Origin of the sequence: Castellaniella hirudinis (assembly GCF_042651965.1) — a bacterium.
Lineage (GTDB): Bacteria > Pseudomonadota > Gammaproteobacteria > Burkholderiales > Burkholderiaceae_B > Castellaniella > Castellaniella hirudinis.
Map to the genome: position 1 here is coordinate 285325 of NZ_JBHSDY010000002.1, position 14928 is coordinate 300252.

14 protein-coding genes are annotated in these 14928 nt (G+C 68.5%); 3 read left to right on the forward strand and 11 right to left on the reverse strand.

Translation table 11 applies throughout. From position 1 onward, the window contains the following. Positions 1-6: 6 nt before the first annotated feature. Complete coding sequence (gene tkt / locus ACFO0J_RS03485) at positions 7-2052, reverse strand: transketolase (protein WP_376811664.1); 2046 nt, start codon at positions 2050-2052, stop codon at positions 7-9. Positions 2053-2182: 130 nt separating this feature from the next. On the opposite strand from tkt, the gene ACFO0J_RS03490 reads away from it, so the two are divergent. Then, positions 2183-2905: a 16S rRNA (uracil(1498)-N(3))-methyltransferase gene (locus ACFO0J_RS03490; protein ID WP_376811665.1), complete on the forward strand. Its 723-nt coding sequence runs from the start codon at positions 2183-2185 to the stop codon at positions 2903-2905. Between the two features lie 4 nt (positions 2906-2909). On the opposite strand, the gene ACFO0J_RS03495 is transcribed toward ACFO0J_RS03490, so the two are convergent. The 4 genes from ACFO0J_RS03495 to ACFO0J_RS03510 form a co-directional block, all read right to left on the reverse strand. Further along, complete coding sequence (locus ACFO0J_RS03495) at positions 2910-3377, reverse strand: barstar family protein (RefSeq protein WP_376811666.1); 468 nt, start codon at positions 3375-3377, stop codon at positions 2910-2912. Then, complete coding sequence (locus ACFO0J_RS03500) at positions 3374-4648, reverse strand: patatin-like phospholipase family protein (RefSeq protein WP_376811667.1); 1275 nt, start codon at positions 4646-4648, stop codon at positions 3374-3376. The genes ACFO0J_RS03495 and ACFO0J_RS03500 overlap by 4 nt, the downstream gene beginning before the upstream one ends. Next, positions 4623-6917: an NADP-dependent malic enzyme gene (locus ACFO0J_RS03505; RefSeq protein WP_376811668.1), complete on the reverse strand. Its 2295-nt coding sequence runs from the start codon at positions 6915-6917 to the stop codon at positions 4623-4625. The genes ACFO0J_RS03500 and ACFO0J_RS03505 overlap by 26 nt, the downstream gene beginning before the upstream one ends. Before the next feature lie 150 nt (positions 6918-7067). After that, positions 7068-7973, reverse strand: coding sequence for a hypothetical protein (locus ACFO0J_RS03510; protein ID WP_376811669.1), 906 nt, complete (start codon positions 7971-7973; stop codon positions 7068-7070). Positions 7974-8040: 67 nt separating this feature from the next. Here ACFO0J_RS03510 and ACFO0J_RS03515 point away from each other — a divergent pair, with 67 nt between their 5' ends. After that, on the forward strand, positions 8041-9204 hold the full coding sequence (locus ACFO0J_RS03515; protein ID WP_376811670.1) for a pyridoxal phosphate-dependent aminotransferase: 1164 nt from the start codon (positions 8041-8043) through the stop codon (positions 9202-9204). Positions 9205-9248: 44 nt separating this feature from the next. On the opposite strand, the gene ACFO0J_RS03520 is transcribed toward ACFO0J_RS03515, so the two are convergent. Next, positions 9249-10154: a lytic transglycosylase domain-containing protein gene (locus ACFO0J_RS03520; protein WP_376811671.1), complete on the reverse strand. Its 906-nt coding sequence runs from the start codon at positions 10152-10154 to the stop codon at positions 9249-9251. Between the two features lie 80 nt (positions 10155-10234). Between ACFO0J_RS03520 and ACFO0J_RS03525 the strand changes: the two genes are divergently transcribed. After that, entirely contained in the window at positions 10235-11779 is a 1545-nt protein-coding gene (locus tag ACFO0J_RS03525; RefSeq protein WP_376811672.1) for a UbiD family decarboxylase, read from the forward strand. 1 nt (position 11780) lies between these two features. Here the strand turns inward: ACFO0J_RS03525 and ACFO0J_RS03530 are convergent, their stop codons facing one another. From ACFO0J_RS03530 to ACFO0J_RS03550, 5 genes are all read right to left on the reverse strand, one after another. Then, complete coding sequence (locus ACFO0J_RS03530) at positions 11781-12140, reverse strand: hypothetical protein (RefSeq protein ID WP_376811673.1); 360 nt, start codon at positions 12138-12140, stop codon at positions 11781-11783. Continuing rightward, complete coding sequence (locus tag ACFO0J_RS03535; RefSeq protein WP_376811674.1) at positions 12137-12565, reverse strand: phage holin family protein; 429 nt, start codon at positions 12563-12565, stop codon at positions 12137-12139. Before ACFO0J_RS03535 ends, ACFO0J_RS03530 begins: the two co-directional genes overlap by 4 nt. A 16-nt stretch (positions 12566-12581) precedes the next feature. Then, the gene (locus ACFO0J_RS03540) at positions 12582-12905 is read right to left on the reverse strand and encodes an ElaB/YgaM/YqjD family protein (protein WP_376811675.1); all 324 of its coding nucleotides are present in this window, start codon (positions 12903-12905) and stop codon (positions 12582-12584) included. 130 nt (positions 12906-13035) lie between these two features. Next, positions 13036-13674, reverse strand: coding sequence for a uracil phosphoribosyltransferase (upp, locus tag ACFO0J_RS03545; RefSeq protein WP_376811676.1), 639 nt, complete (start codon positions 13672-13674; stop codon positions 13036-13038). A gap of 64 nt (positions 13675-13738) precedes the next feature. Beyond that, on the reverse strand, positions 13739-14923 hold the full coding sequence (locus tag ACFO0J_RS03550; RefSeq protein ID WP_376811677.1) for an acetyl-CoA C-acyltransferase: 1185 nt from the start codon (positions 14921-14923) through the stop codon (positions 13739-13741). Between the last annotated feature and the right edge of the window lie 5 nt (positions 14924-14928).

The window sequence follows — 14928 nt, forward strand, 5'->3', positions numbered from 1 at the left end:
CCTTGATTACAAAACCTGTTCGACAGCAGCGGCCACATGGTCGGCCGTCAGCCCGAAATGTTTGAACAGCACGCCCGCAGGAGCGGATTCACCGTAGGTATCAATGCCCACGACGGCGCCCGTCGTGCCCACGTATTTGTACCAGGTCGTCGTGCCGCCGGCCTCGACGGCCACGCGCGGCAGGCCCGCCGGCAGCACCGAAGCGCGCCATTCGGCATCCTGGGCGTCGAAGATCTGGGTGCAGGGCATGGACACCACACGGGTCGCCACGCCGCGCTCGGCCAGGCGATCCTGGGCCTGCAGGGCCAGTTCGATTTCGGATCCCGTGGCGATCAGCACGGCGCGCGCGCCCACCATGTCGCGCAGCACATAGCCGCCCCGGGCGATCGCGTCCGTCGTGGCGGCGTCGCGGGCGACGAAAGGCAGGTTCTGGCGCGACAGCAGCAGCGCCGAAGGTCCGCCGTCGTGGACGGCCATGCCCAGGCTGGCGGGGCGCGCCAGGGCGCATTGCCAGGCGACGGCCGTTTCGGTCGTGTCGCAGGGCCGCCAGACATGCAGGTTGGGAATCAGGCGCAGGCTGCCCGCATGCTCGATCGACTGGTGGGTGGGGCCGTCTTCGCCCAGGCCGATGGAATCGTGGGTGAACACATGCACCACGCGCTGCTTCATCAGCGCCGCCATGCGCAGGGCATTGCGGGAATAGTCGGAGAAGGTCAGGAAGGTGCCGCCAAAGGGCAGGTAGCCGCCGTGCAGGGCCATGCCGTTCATGATGGCGGCCATGCCGAATTCACGCACCCCGTAATTGATGTGGCGTCCGGCGCGGGGGCCGCCCTCGGCGCGGCGCACGGGCTCGACGCCCTTCCAGTCGGTGAAGTTGGAACCGGTCAGGTCGGCCGAGCCGCCCAGCAGTTCCGGCAGGATGTCCGCGAAGGCCGCGATGGCCTGCTGGGACGCCTTGCGCGACGCGATGGATTCGGCCTTGTCCTGGGTGGACAGGACGTAGGCCCGGGCGCGTGCCGCGAAATCGGCCGGCAGCTCGCCCGCCATCCGGCGGCACAGCGCGGCGGCCAGTTCCGGGTGGGCTTCGGCGTAGCGGTCGAAGCGCGACTGCCATTCGGATTGCAGGTCTGCGCCGCGCGTGCGGCCGTCCCAGTATTGATAGACCTCGCGCGGGATCTCGAAGGGCGGGTGGTTCCACCCCATGGCCTTGCGCGCGGCGGCGATTTCTTCGGCGCCCAGGGGCGCGCCGTGGACCTTTTCGGAGCCGGCCTTGTTCGGGGCGCCGCGGCCGATGACGGTGCGGCAGCAGATCAGGGTCGGGCCCCGGCCGGCGGCGGCATGCGCGCGGGCCTGGACGATGGCGGCGTCGATCGAGTTCATGTCATGGCCGTCGACGCCGCGCAGGACATTCCAGCCGTAGGCCTCGAAGCGCGCCGGGGTATCGTCGGCGAACCAGGACTGGACCTCGCCGTCGATGGAGATGCCGTTGTCGTCGTAGAACACGATCAGGCGCGACAGGCCCAGGGTACCGGCCAGCGAGCAGGCCTCGTGCGAGATGCCTTCCATCAGGCAGCCGTCACCGACGAAAGCGTAGGTGTCGTGGCCGATCAGTTCGTGCCCGGGACGGTTGAATTCGCCCGCCAGCAGCGATTCGGCGAGCGCCATGCCGACGGCGTTGGCCAGGCCCTGGCCCAACGGACCGGTGGTGGTTTCGACGCCCGGCGTGATGCCGACCTCGGGGTGGCCCGGGGTGCGTGAATGCAGTTGGCGGAACTGGCGCAGTTCTTCGATCGGCAGGTCGTAACCCGACAGATGCAGCAGCGCGTAGATCAGCATCGAGCCGTGGCCGTTGGACAGCACGAAGCGGTCGCGGTCGATCCAGGCCGGATCGGCCGGGTTATGGCGCAGATGCCGCGTCCACAGCACGTGGGCGATGTCAGCCATGCCCATGGGCGCCCCGGGGTGCCCGGAATTGGCTTGTTGGACGGCATCCATGGCCAGGACGCGAATGGCATCGGCCATGGACGGATCAGGGGCGGGCAAAGCGCTCATAGGGTCTCGGAGGGCAAGCGCCGCACGACCGAAGCCATGGCCTCACCGCATACAGAATCACAAAGCCATGGATTTTACCACCCCACCCGATCCGGTTTATAGTCCACGGCACCCGCCCAATGGTCATGCCATGTCCCCTCCCCGTTTCTTCTGCGAAACCCCGCTGAATGCCGGCGAGCGCATCGAGCTGCCGGACGCCCTGGCGCATCATGCGCTGCGCGTGCTGCGGCTCGCAGACGGCGCCCCCATCGTCCTGTTCGACGGCCGGGGCGGCCAGTATCCCGCCGTGCTGCGCGTCGAAGGCCGGCGCGCCCTGGCCGAGCTGGGCGCGCACGAAGCCGCCGACAGCGAACTGCGCGGGCGGCTGGTCCTGATCCAGGGACTGGCTTCGGGCGACAAGATGGACTGGATCGTGGAAAAGGCGGTCGAACTGGGCGTGACCGAACTGCGCCCCGTCGCCGCCGAACGCAGCGTCCTGCGCCTGTCCGGCCCCCGCCTGGACAAGCGCCTGGCGCATTGGCGCGCCATCGCCCGGGCGGCCGGCGAGCAGTGCGGCCGCAACCGGCTGATGCACGTCCACCCGCCCGCGCCCTTGGCGGCCTGCCTGGAAGCGGTGGACGGCCCGGCCTTGTTCTGCCACCCGGAAGGCCGGATGGATTTCCGCACCGCCCTGGCGGACGTGCGCGACCGCCTGACGCTGATGGTCGGCCCCGAGGGCGGCTGGTCGCCGGAAGAACTGGCCCTGGCGCAACGCCGGGGCCTGACGGGGGTGAGATTCGGCCCCCGGGTGCTGCGCACCGAAACGGCGGGCCTGGCGCTGGCTGCAGCGGCGACGGCGCTGCTGGACTGGTAAAAAACTACGTCTCGGATTCCTCGCGCCCCGAGTACGGCGTGGGATCGACGCCCGGTTCGGGGTCGGGATGCGCGCCGGCATGCTGGATGGCGTAGGCGAAGCGGCGTTCGTTGTTCTGGCCGAATTCCACCACGTCGTCGCACACAGCCTGGATGGCCTGGGCGTCCTCGCTCAGGGCCGGATCGCCGGAATGCAGATGCCGGAACCACAGGAACAGGCCTTCCTTCTGGTCCGTCAGGGTGTCGCACAGACCGTCGTACAAGGCGTCCAGATTGCCGCCGAAGTATTCCGGGTAGTCGATGGCCTTGACCACGGCCCGCAGCACGGCGGAACGGTTGCGCGCCCGGTCGCAATCGACGACGAAGGCGGCCAGACCGGCCTCGGTCGCGGCCTCCAGGGCTTCTTGTTCGCTCACCGCCTGGGCATCCACGATGCCCTGCGTCAGCATTTTTTTGATCTGGGCCGGACTCATGCGGACCACTCCTTGAAAAAAGCGATGACTTTTTCAGCCTGATTCAAACTGTCTGCCCTGCCCAGCGCAATCAGGCTTCGGGTGTAGCCGGATTCAAACAATAGGTAGGACGCCAATGCGCCACCCCCTGCCTCGATCCTGCGCGGCGAAACGCCCAGTACGCGAAACAAGGTGCGCACAGCGCCCGGCAATTCATCCAGATGCTCCAACGCCAGCTCGTCCAGGGAACGGCTGGGCGCGATCATCAGGGTGTGGATGGGTCGCAGTGACTCGCTTTTTAAACGATTTGCAGGGATTCGTGCAAGCAGGGCATTGATCCGCTCCATGCGCTCCATGTCCATGGACACGCCGTCGAGAAAAATGTTCGACAGTGTGTGCCCCGCGATCTGGGCCAGATTGGGATACGGCGGGTCCAGATCATGCACGTCGGGACTGGTTTCGTCGCTGTAATTGGTGCCGATGACGAAGATGCGCTCGGCCCCCAGGTGGATGGCCGGGCTGATCGGCGCCAGTTGCCGCATCGAGCCGTCGCCGCACCAGAGCGTGCGCCCGCCCATCAGGATGGCGCGGGCGGGAAAGACGAAGGGAATGGCGCTGGAGGCCATCAGGTGATCCACGCCGATGGCGCACGCCACGGCGCGCCGCAGGGTGCGCGACCAGGGCTGGATGCTCTGCCGGGCCTGGTAGAAGGTCAGGTGCTCGCCCGTGGTGTAGGCCGTGGCCGTGATCGCCAGGGCGCTCAGGTGGCCGCGATCCAGATTGGTCTGCAGGCGGGGAAAACTCAGGGCGCGGCTCAGCAGGCCGGCCAGGGGCTGGTTGTCCAGCAGGGAATGCGGTGCGTAGCGGGACAGTTGCGGCCTGATCCAGCCCAGGCCCAGCATGCCCAGCCATTGCAGGCCGGTGCGCATCAGCCGCGCCGCGTCCGAATAATAAATGTCGTGCGTGCGCAGCGCCTGCCACAGATCGCACAGGTGATCGACGGCGCGATGCGGCTGGTGGGCGCGGCAGGCCAGGGCGGCCGCGTTGATGGCCCCCGCCGAGGTGCCGCAAATGATGTCGAAAGGGTTGCGAAAACCCGGCCTGCGGTCCGGGTCCAGCAATTCCAGGACGCCCGAGAGCACACCGGCCTGGTAGGCGGCGCGGGCGCCGCCCCCGGTCATGACCAGGCCGACCCGGGGCCGCCCGCCCGCCCCCGCCTCAGGGGCGCCGGACGCCACCGCGGATGCGGGTCCGTCCAGCGGTTCCTCAGGCGTGACGCGGCTTGTTGGCATCGACCACGGTCAGCGCGGTCATGTTGACGATCCGGCGCACGGTGGAGCTGGAGGTCAGGATGTGCACCGGCGCACTGGCGCCCAGCAGGAACGGGCCGACGGCCACATTGCCGCCCGCCGCCGTCTTGAGCAGGTTGTAGGCGATGTTGCCGGCATCCACGCTGGGGCAGACCAGCAGATTGGCCTCGCCGTGCAGCGTGGTGGACGGCAGGATGCGTTCGCGCAGCGCCGGATCCAGGGCGCAGTCGCCATGCATTTCGCCGTCGATCTCGAGACTGGGGTCGCGCTCACGCACCAGCGCCAGGGCCTGGCGCATTTTTTCGCCGGAGGACGAGCTGCCGGTGCCGAAATTGGAACGCGACAGCAGCGCGGCCTTGGGCACGATGTTGAGGCGGCGCATTTCTTCCGCCGCCATCAGGGTGATCTCGGCGATCTGTTCCGCATCGGGATTGTCGTTGACGTGCGTGTCCGCCAACGCCAGGGTGCGCTCTTCCAGGAGCAGGATGTTCATGGCCGCGTAGGTGCGGGCGCCGGGCTGCTGGCCCAGGACCTCGTCGATGAAGCGCAGGTGGTTGCCATAGGACCCCACCGTGCCGCAGATCATGCCGTCGGCGTCGCCCAGGCGCACCATCATGGCGCCGATCAGGGTCAGGCGGCGGCGCATCTCGACCCGCGCCATTTCCTTGGTGATGCCGCGGCGGCACATCAGCTCCCAGTACGTGTTCCAGTACTGGTGGAAGCGTTCGTCGTGCTCGGGGTTGGTGACCTCGACATCGACCCCCAGGCGGATCCGCAGCCCGTATTTTTCGATCCGGTCGGCCAGCACGGCGGGCCGGCCGATGAGAATGGGCTTGGCCAGGCGTTCGTCCACCACGATCTGCACGGCGCGCAGCACGCGTTCGTCCTCGCCCTCGGCAAAGACGATGCGCGATTTGCCGCCTTCGCGGATCATGGCGCGCGCCGCCGAGAACAGCGGCTTCATGAAGGCGCCGGAGTGGTAGACGAACTGCTCGAGCTGGCCCGCGTAGCTTTCCAGGTCCACCAGGGGCCGGGTGGCGACGCCGTCTTCCATGGCGGCCTGCGCCACGGCGGGAGAGATGCGCGCGATCAAGCGCGGATCGAAAGGCTTGGGAATGAAGTAGCTGGGCCCGAAGGACACGTCGTACAGGCCGTAGGCGGCCGCCACGATGTCGTTCTGTTCTTCCCGGGCCAGTTTGCAGATCGCCATGACGGCGGCTTTTTCCATGCCGCGCGTGATGGTGGTCGCCCCCACGTCCAGCGCCCCGCGGAAGATGTACGGGAAGCACAGCACGTTGTTGACCTGATTGGGGAAGTCGGACCGGCCGGTGGCGATCACGGCGTCGGGCCGCACCGCCAGCGCGTCGGCCGGCAGGATTTCAGGATTGGGGTTGGCCAGCGCCAGCACCAGCGGGCGCTCGGCCATTTTTTCGACCATATGGGGCTTGAGCACCCCGCCGGCCGACAGCCCCAGGAACACGTCGGCGTCGCCGATGATGTCATCCAGCGTGCGCGCGTCGGTCTTCTGGGCGAAGCGGGACTTCTTTTCGTCCATCAGGACGGTGCGGCCTTCGTAGACCACGCCTTCGATGTCGGACACCCAGATGTGCTCCAGCGGCAGGCCCATGTCCATCATCAGGTCCAGGCAGCCCAGGGCGGCCGCGCCGGCGCCGGACACCACGACCTTGACCTTGGAGACGTCCTTGCCCACGACCTCCAGGCCGTTGATGAAGGCCGCGGTCACGCAGATGGCGGTGCCATGCTGGTCATCGTGGAAGACGGGGATGTTCATGCGCTCGCGCAGCTTCTGTTCGACGTAGAAGCATTCCGGCGCCTTGATGTCTTCGAGGTTGATGCCGCCGAAGGTGGGTTCCAGGCCGGCGATGATGTCCACCAGCTTGTCCGGGTCCTGCTCGTTGATCTCGATGTCGAAGACGTCCAGGCCGGAGAATTTCTTGAACAGCACGGCCTTGCCTTCCATCACCGGCTTGGATGCCAGGGGGCCGATATTGCCCAGCCCCAGGACGGCGGTGCCGTTGGTGATGACGCCGACCAGATTGCCGCGCCCGGTATAGCGGAAGGCGTTATGGCTGTCGGCGACGATTTCCTCGCACGCGGCGGCGACCCCGGGCGAATAGGCCAACGCGAGGTCCCGCTGGTTGGAAAGCTGTTTGGTGGGGGTGACCGAGATTTTCCCGGGACGGCCGTGCTCGTGATATTCGAGCGCCGCGGCGCGCAAGGATTCGTCCATGGTAGAAGCAGCCTTGATACGTGAGGGTAATAAGCAGATGTGCTGCCAGCCATTCTAGCCGCTTGCGCAGGCCTGCGGTATGGCGCGGGCCGCATGCGGATCATATGGGGCGATGTACGCCCCGGGCGTGCGCACGGCGCGGGTCCGGGATCAGAACCGCTGGCCCTGTTCCGGGAAGACGCCGTCGGGGTCGAACAGGGCGCGCACGGCCTGGTCCATGTCCCCTGCCGCCGCGTCGGTGCCCGGGCGGCGGCCATAGCGCAGTTCATAGGGGCGTTCAATCGGAAACCCGGCGCGTTCGTCGAACACCAGCCATTCGACCCAGCCCAGTTCGCCGCCGTGGCCCAGCAGCAGATGCGCCAGGTTGATGGTGCCGCCGGCCGCCGGCTGCAGCGCGTCCAGCCGGTAGCGCCCGTTCCACAGGCCATCGACCCGCAGCGCGTCGGACGCGGACACCGAGGCGAGTTCGAACAGCCGGGGGATCATGCCCTGGACGCGCAGATTGTCCAGCGGTTTGCGATTGTCCACCCCGAAAGCGCCGAGGTTGGCCTGGGTGCCGTCGGCCAGCAGCACCATCGCATGCGCCAGGCCGCTGGCGGCCGTGCCGCCGCCATCCCAGTCGCAACCGCGCCGGTCGGCCAGCCAGGCCGCCACCGTCAGATGCGGCGGCTGATCGCGAAACTGCGGCAGCCCGGCCTGTTCCAGTTCGCCGATCAGGCAGCCGGGCTGCACGAACCAGCGCGGATCGTCCGGCCCCAGGCGCTCGCAACGGGCCATTGCGGCCCCCGGCTCGACCCACAGCACGGGGCTGTCGTCCAGCCGGTCGGCCAGGGGGATGCCGTCCAGGGCCAGCGTGACGCCGTGCTCCACGCACAAGGAGCGGGCGTGATAAACGTCCTGCATATGCCCCGGCACCAGCCGGGCGCTGCCCGCTTCCGAGGCGAAGTCGTACACCGTGCCCTGCGCGACGCGGCGCAGGCGCGCCAGAAAAGTTTCCCAGGGGGATCGTTCCGTACGGCGGCCGACCAGAAAGGCGCGGCGCGAGGAAGACTGCATGGCGGGACTCCGAGGGCGAAGGTCTACAATCGGGCTTTCATTCCGAACAGCACTGCAGGGTTGCACGATGGTCCGACTGGCCGACAGAACCGAACGCACGGCGCCATTTTACGCCGTGGAAGTCCTGAAACAGGCCCAGGCCCTCGCGGCCCAGGGGCGCGACATCATCAGTCTGGGCATTGGCGAGCCCGACTTCACCGCCCCCGCGCGCGTGCTGGAAACCCTGAACCGGGCGGCCGACGCAGGACTCAGCGGCTACACCGCGCCCGCCGGCATCCCGGCGCTGCGCGAAGCCATCGCCCACTATTACGGCACCCATTTCGGCGCATCCGTGGACCCGGCCCGCGTCCTGATCACGTCAGGCGCCTCAGGCGCCCTGATGCTGGCGGCGATGGCCCTGATCGATCCGGGCGATGAAGTCCTGATGCCCGATCCGTCCTACCCCGCCAACCGCAATTTCATCACGGCCGCCGGCGGGATCACGCGCCTGGTGCCGACCACGGCGGCGCATCGCTATCAATTGAGTCCGGAAGACATCGCCGCCCACTGGGGACCGGCGACACGCGGCGTGCTGATCGCCTCGCCCAGCAATCCCACCGGCACCTCGATGCCGCGCGAGGCCCTGCGCGACCTGATCGCCGCCGTGCGTGCGCGCGGCGGCTTCGTCATCCTGGACGAGATCTACCTGGGCCTGTATTACGACGAGCCCCCGCGCAGCGGCCTGACGCTGGACGACGACCTGCTGGTCATCAACAGCTTCTCAAAATACTTTCACATGACGGGCTGGCGGCTGGGCTGGCTGATCGCGCCCGAAGCCATGATGCCCGCCCTGGAACGGCTGGGCGCCAGCCTGGCGATCTGCGCCCCGGCGCTGGCCCAGCACGCGGCGCTCAGTTGCTTCGAACCCGAGGTCATGCAGATCTACGAACACCGGCGGCTGTCGTTCAAGGAGCGACGCGATTTTCTGCTGCCCGCCTTCGAACGCCTGGGCCTGCGCGTGCCCGCCGCCCCGGACGGCGCCTTCTACATTTTTTCCGACATCCGCGAACTGGGGATGGACAGCACGGCATTCTGCCGCCGCCTGCTGGACGAAGCCGGGGTCGCCGCCGTGCCGGGACTGGACTTCGGCCAGGCCCACGCGCAGCATACCGTGCGCTTTTCCTACGCCACCGGCCTGGACCGCCTGAGCGAGGCCGTCGACCGGATGGCGGCGTTCCTGGGGCGCCGCTAGCGCCACGCAACTTCTCGCCCGGCCGGCCCGGAACGCGGCCCCGCTCAGTCCTTGGGCGGCAGCCCCGAGGCCAGGGCGATGCGGCGGCGTTCCGCCAGCACCCGGGCGCCGTAGCCGCCGTCGCTGGGGCCGGTCGCGCCGACATAACAGGCCAGGCCGCCCTCGATGCCGCCCCGCCGGCGGATGCAATCCGCCAGGATCTGCGCCCCGACGCGCATGTTGACCACCGGATCAAAAACCGCCGCCGACCCGCCGCTGGGCCGCAGCTTGTCCCGGTGCACGCTGGTCATGACCTGCATCAGGCCCTGGGCGCCCACGGCGCTCTCGACGAACGGGTTGTAGCGCGACTCGATGGCGATCACGGCCAGCAGCAACTGCGGGTCCAGCTTCTGCTCGCGCCCGACCTCGAAGGCCGTGCGGATCAGGGCGCCCGCCACGCTATTGGCGATCCGGTATTTGCGCGCCAGGTAGCTGCGCAGCGCATGCGACTGGGATTGGGTCACGCCCTGGATCGGCTGATCGCGCAGGCTGGCCGCCAAGGCGCCGGCAAAGGTCGTGCGCCCGGGTTCGATCGGAACCGCCGGGCCGGTCTGCGCCGTCTGTCCCGCCTGCCCGGACGGCTCTGCCGACCCCGCCTCCGTGCCGCCGGCGGCGGTGTCGGCGGTCGATGCCGCGCCCGGCTCCGGCGCCTGGGCCGTCGGCGGCAGCGCCCAATCCGACACCTCGCCCTCATCGTCCGAGGTATAGCCGGCGCCGTCCGCCTGGAACATCGTCAGGACGACCTCGTGCAACTGCTGCGACTGCTGGCGCATGGACGGCAGCACCAGGCTCAAGCCCAGCGTGGTGAGCACGGCCAGCCCCAGGTAGATGGCGCTGACGTGGACGAATTCGCCGACAGGCCGCAGCACGGCATGCACGCCGCGCCACAGATGTTCAGGCACGGAGCGCATGAGCACCTCCGGAAACCGCCTGGGCTGGGGGAGTGGTAATCTTGGGCACGACGCCACTGTAACCGATCAACGACACGACCGTGAAATATCGCGACCTCCGGGACTTCATCACCCAACTGGAACGCCAGGGCCAGCTCAAGCGCATCGCGCACCCCGTTTCCACTGACCTGGAGATGACCGAAATCAGCGACCGGGTCCTGCGGGCCGCCGGCCCCGCCCTGCTGTTCGAACACCCGACCCACGCCGGCCGGGCCTGCGGCACCCCGGTGCTGACCAATCTGTTCGGCACGCCGCAACGCGTCGCCTGGGGCATGGGCGCCGAGGACGTCTCCGCCCTGCGCGAGACCGGCGAACTGCTGGCCTCGCTGCGCGAGCCCACGCCGCCCCAGGGGATGCGCGATGCGCTGTCCAAGGTTTCCATGCTGAAGGCTGCCCTGTGGGACATGAACCCCCGGCAACTGCGCAGCCCGCCCTGCCAGGAAGTGGTGATCGAGGCCGGGGACGTGGACCTGAACGCCCTGCCCCTGCAAAGCTGCTGGCCGGGTGATGTGGCCCCGCTGCTGACCTGGGGCCTGGTGATCACGCGCGGGCCGCGCGCGCGCCGCCAGAATCTGGGCATCTACCGCCAGCAACTGATCGGCCGCAACAAGCTCATCATGCGCTGGCTGTCGCATCGCGGCGGCGCGCTGGATTTCCGCGACCACGCGCTGGCCCATCCCGGCGAGCCGTTCCCGATCGCCGTGGCGCTGGGCGCCGACCCCGCCACCACGCTGGCGGCCGTCACCCCCATCCCCGACAGCCTGTCGGAATACCAGTTTGCCGGCCTGCTGCGCGGTTCGCGCACCGAACTGGCGCCCGCGCTGGGCAGCGGCCTGTCGGTGCCGGCCCACGCCGAAATCATTCTCGAAGGCCACATCCTGCCGGCCTCCGACCCGCGCGCGCGCCGCCCCGAAGTGCCAGAAGGCGTCACCCCGCCGCCGGACACCGGCTACGAGATGGCGCTGGAAGGCCCTTACGGCGACCACACCGGCTATTACAACGAACAGGACTGGTTCCCGGTCTTCACGGTGGAACGCATCACCCACCGGCGCAACCCCCTCTATCACAGCACCTATACCGGCAAGCCGCCCGACGAACCCGCCGTCCTGGGCGTGGCCCTGAACGAGGTCTTCGTGCCCCTGCTCAAGCGCCAGTTCCCGGAAATCGTCGACTTCCACCTGCCGCCCGAAGGCTGCAGCTACCGCCTGGCCGTGGTGTCGATCCGCAAGCAGTATCCGGGCCACGCCAAGCGCATCCTGTTCGGCCTGTGGAGCGTGCTGCGGCAGTTCATGTACACCAAGTTCATCGTGGTCGTGGACGAGGACATCGATCCCCGGCAATGGCCCGAGGTCATCTGGGCCATGACCACGCGCATGGACCCGGTGCGCGACACCCTGCTGGTGGACAACACCCCGATCGACTACCTGGACTTCGCCTCGCCCGTCTCGGGCCTGGGCGGCAAGATGGGGATGGACGCGACCAATAAATGGCCGGGCGAAACCCAGCGCGAATGGGGCCGCCCGATCCAGATGACGACCGAGGTCAAGCAGCGGGTGGACGCGATGTGGGGAGATCTGGGGCTATAGCTCAGGCGTCGGTGTCGCAGTTCCGGCGCTTGCCGAGCCACACCAGACCGGCGATCAGCGCCGTCTTCAGGGCGATGCCGCGCCGCTGGCGGTTGGATATCACCGAAGTCAACAAGGACAGCAGCACGGGATAGCGGCGCAGGGCCTGCAATCCGCCGCCCAGCCAGCCCAGGCCGAACGATCCCAGGCGGTCGCGCGCCTGGGCCGCCAGGGCCTCCGGCCGCAATTCGCCGGCCAGTTGGCAGGCGCTGCGCCGGACGGCCAGGCGTTCGTAGCCGGCACGCATGCGCAGCAGTTCGATCCGCATGCGGCGGTCCGCAGCCGTCGAAGACGCGGCGCGGTCCGCAGATGACGTCTTCATGGCTCGTCTCCCGGGATCGGATCGTCTGGCACGAGACGCGCCGTGGGGCGGTCCTGAACACCATCACCCAGCGCCCGGGCGTCTTCACGCAGCACTTCGGCCGTCACGGAGAACGGGTCCGGGTCATGTTTCAGGCGATGGACCAGCCAGCCGGCCAGACCCGCGCCCGACACGGCATACAGCAGCGCCAGCAAGCCCAGGGCCAGGAAGCGGTATTCGGTCGGCCAGAAGGCCAGGGCCACAGCCAAGGTGGCCACCAGCAGCGCCAACAGAAAAAAGACGGCGGCGGCCAGCAGCGCCGCCAGGCGGCACAGCAGGCGGTCGCCGGCGTCCCGGGCCTCCAGGCCGAACAGTTCCAGGCGCGTGCCGGCCAGGGCCGCCAACTGAGCGGCCAGGTCGGAAAACGCGCGGCTGATCGGTCCCATGAGGCGTCCGAACAGATCAGCGGCGGGACAGCAACGCGCCCAGCAGCAGGCCGGCCACGCCGGCGATCCCGACTGCCTTCCAGGGATTGGCCTGGACGTACTCGTCGGTGTCATGAGCGACCTTGCGCCCTTGCTCCATCAGGCTGGCCTGGGTTTCGGACAGGGCCTCGCGGCCCTGGTCCAGCGCCTTCAAGGCCCGGGCGCGCAGATCGGCGGCCTTTTCTCCCGTCGCATCGGCGGCCTCGCGCAAGAGTTTTTCAGCCTGGTCCAGGCTGGACTTCAGGTCTTCAATCAAGGCATCTCCGGGGGATTGCGTAGCGATTTGCTTGCGAGTGGCCATGAACAGCTCCTGTGTAAGACATGATGACACCCCATCCTACACGACACGGGAAAACCCTGATGTATCAAAACATGAATGTTCTGAGGCTAATCAAAGGCGACCCTGCTTCCGGCAACCGGCCCGGCCGCGCTCAGTCGGTCTTCTGCCGCGTGCCGAAAATACGGTCCCCGGCGTCGCCCAGGCCGGGAATGATGTAGCCGTTCTCGTTCAGGTGGTCGTCGATGGACGCGGTGTAGATATGCACGTCCGGGTGGGCGCGTTCGACGGCGGCGATGCCCTCGGGCGCAGCCACCAGCACCAAAGCGCGCACGGTGCGGGCGCCGGCCTGCTTGAGCATGTCGATGGCGGCCACCATGGACCCGCCCGTGGCGAGCATGGGATCGACGATCAAGGCCAGGCGCTGGTCCAGTTGGCCGACAAGCTTTTCCAGGTAGGGCTGGGCCTGCAGGGTTTCTTCATTGCGCGCGATGCCCACTGCGCTGACCTTGGCGCCCGGAATCAAGGTCAGCACACCGTCCAGCATGCCGATGCCGGCGCGCAGGATGGGCACCACGGTGACCTTTTTCCCGGCCAGCTTCTCGACGTCGATCTCACCCGCCCAGCCGGTGATGCGCGCAGGCTCCAGCGGCAGGTCCTTGGTGGCCTCGTAGGTCAGCAGCGCGCCGACCTCCTGGGCCATTTCACGGAAATTCTTGGTGCTGAGGTCCGCGCGCCGCATCAAGCCCAGCTTGTGACGGATCAGGGGGTGGCGGATTTCATGGATGGGCATGGCGGCTCGATCGTCAGGGACAGGTTGCCCAGAGTGTAACTCGCCGCGACGTGGAGGCAGGACACTAGAAAACCTCGAACAACCCCGCCGCCCCCATGCCGCCGGCGATGCACATCGTCACGACGGCGTAGCGCGCCTTGCGGCGGCGGCCTTCCAGCAGCACGTGGCCGGCCAGCCGGGCGCCGGTCATGCCGAAGGGGTGACCGAGCGCAATCGCCCCGCCGTTGACGTTCAGCCGTTCCGAGGGAATGCCCAGACGCCGCTGGCAATAGAGCGACTGGGACGCGAAGGCCTCGTTGAGCTCCCACAGGTCGATGTCCTCGACCTTCAGCCCGTGCCGCTCCAGCAGGCGCGGCACGGCGTAGACAGGGCCGATGCCCATCTCGTCCGCCTCGCAGCCCGCGATGGCGAAGCCCCGGAAGGCCCCCAGCGGCGACAGGCCCAGGCGTTCGGCCTCACGGGCCTCCATCAGCACGCAGGCCGAGGCGCCGTCCGACAACTGGGACGCATTGCCCGCCGTGACGAACTGATCCGGTCCCCGCACCGGAGCCAGGGCCGCCAGCGCTTCGTAAGTCGTGCCGGGCCGGTTGCAGGTATCGGCCGAGACCGTGACTTCCCGGCGGCTGACCGCCCCGGTCGCCTTGTCGACGACGGCCATGGTCGTCGCGCAGGGCACGATTTCCTCGGCATACCGGCCCGCCTGCTGGGCTTCGTGCGCGCGGCGCTGGCTTTCGACGGCAAAGCGGTCCTGGTCTTCGCGGCCGATGCCGTAGCGCGCCGCCACGATGTCGGCGGTTTCCAGCATGCTCATGTACAGCGTCGGGTAATGTGCTTCGATCCAGGGGTCCAGCGTCGGGTCCGCCGCGCCCTGCGCGGGCCGGCGCAGCAGCGAGATGCTTTCGGCGCCGCCGGCGACCACCGCCTGGGCGCCGCCGACGACGGCCCCGGCTGCAGCGGCAACGGCCTGCAGGCCCGAGGCGCAGAACCGGCTCACGGTCTGCCCCGCCGCCGAGACGGGCAATCCGGCCCGGACGGCGGTCTGGCGGCCCAGATTGCGGCCCGTGGCGCCTTCGGGATAACCGGTGCCCAGGATCACATCCTCGATCAGTCCCGGATCGATCCCGGCGCGCTCCACGGCCGCCCGCACGGCAAAGGCCGCCAGCGTCGGCCCCGGAGTCAGGTTGAACTCGCCCCGATGCGACTTGGTGAGCGGCGTACGCGCGATGGAAACGATGACGGCTTCACGCATGGAGA

Excerpts from the sequence above, each read along its gene's own strand:
- tkt (WP_376811664.1), bottom strand. The coding sequence starts at position 2,052 with ATGAGCGCTTTGCCCGCCCCTGATCCGTCCATGGCCGATGCCATTCGC.
- ACFO0J_RS03490 (WP_376811665.1), top strand. The coding sequence starts at position 2,183 with ATGTCCCCTCCCCGTTTCTTCTGCGAAACCCCGCTGAATGCCGGCGAG.
- ACFO0J_RS03495 (WP_376811666.1), bottom strand. The coding sequence starts at position 3,377 with ATGAGTCCGGCCCAGATCAAAAAAATGCTGACGCAGGGCATCGTGGAT.
- ACFO0J_RS03500 (WP_376811667.1), bottom strand. The coding sequence starts at position 4,648 with ATGCCAACAAGCCGCGTCACGCCTGAGGAACCGCTGGACGGACCCGCA.
- ACFO0J_RS03505 (WP_376811668.1), bottom strand. The coding sequence starts at position 6,917 with ATGGACGAATCCTTGCGCGCCGCGGCGCTCGAATATCACGAGCACGGC.
- ACFO0J_RS03510 (WP_376811669.1), bottom strand. The coding sequence starts at position 7,973 with ATGCAGTCTTCCTCGCGCCGCGCCTTTCTGGTCGGCCGCCGTACGGAA.
- ACFO0J_RS03515 (WP_376811670.1), top strand. The coding sequence starts at position 8,041 with ATGGTCCGACTGGCCGACAGAACCGAACGCACGGCGCCATTTTACGCC.
- ACFO0J_RS03520 (WP_376811671.1), bottom strand. The coding sequence starts at position 10,154 with ATGCGCTCCGTGCCTGAACATCTGTGGCGCGGCGTGCATGCCGTGCTG.
- ACFO0J_RS03530 (WP_376811673.1), bottom strand. The coding sequence starts at position 12,140 with ATGAAGACGTCATCTGCGGACCGCGCCGCGTCTTCGACGGCTGCGGAC.
- ACFO0J_RS03535 (WP_376811674.1), bottom strand. The coding sequence starts at position 12,565 with ATGGGACCGATCAGCCGCGCGTTTTCCGACCTGGCCGCTCAGTTGGCG.
- ACFO0J_RS03540 (WP_376811675.1), bottom strand. The coding sequence starts at position 12,905 with ATGGCCACTCGCAAGCAAATCGCTACGCAATCCCCCGGAGATGCCTTG.
- upp (WP_376811676.1), bottom strand. The coding sequence starts at position 13,674 with ATGCCCATCCATGAAATCCGCCACCCCCTGATCCGTCACAAGCTGGGC.
- ACFO0J_RS03550 (WP_376811677.1), bottom strand. The coding sequence starts at position 14,923 with ATGCGTGAAGCCGTCATCGTTTCCATCGCGCGTACGCCGCTCACCAAG.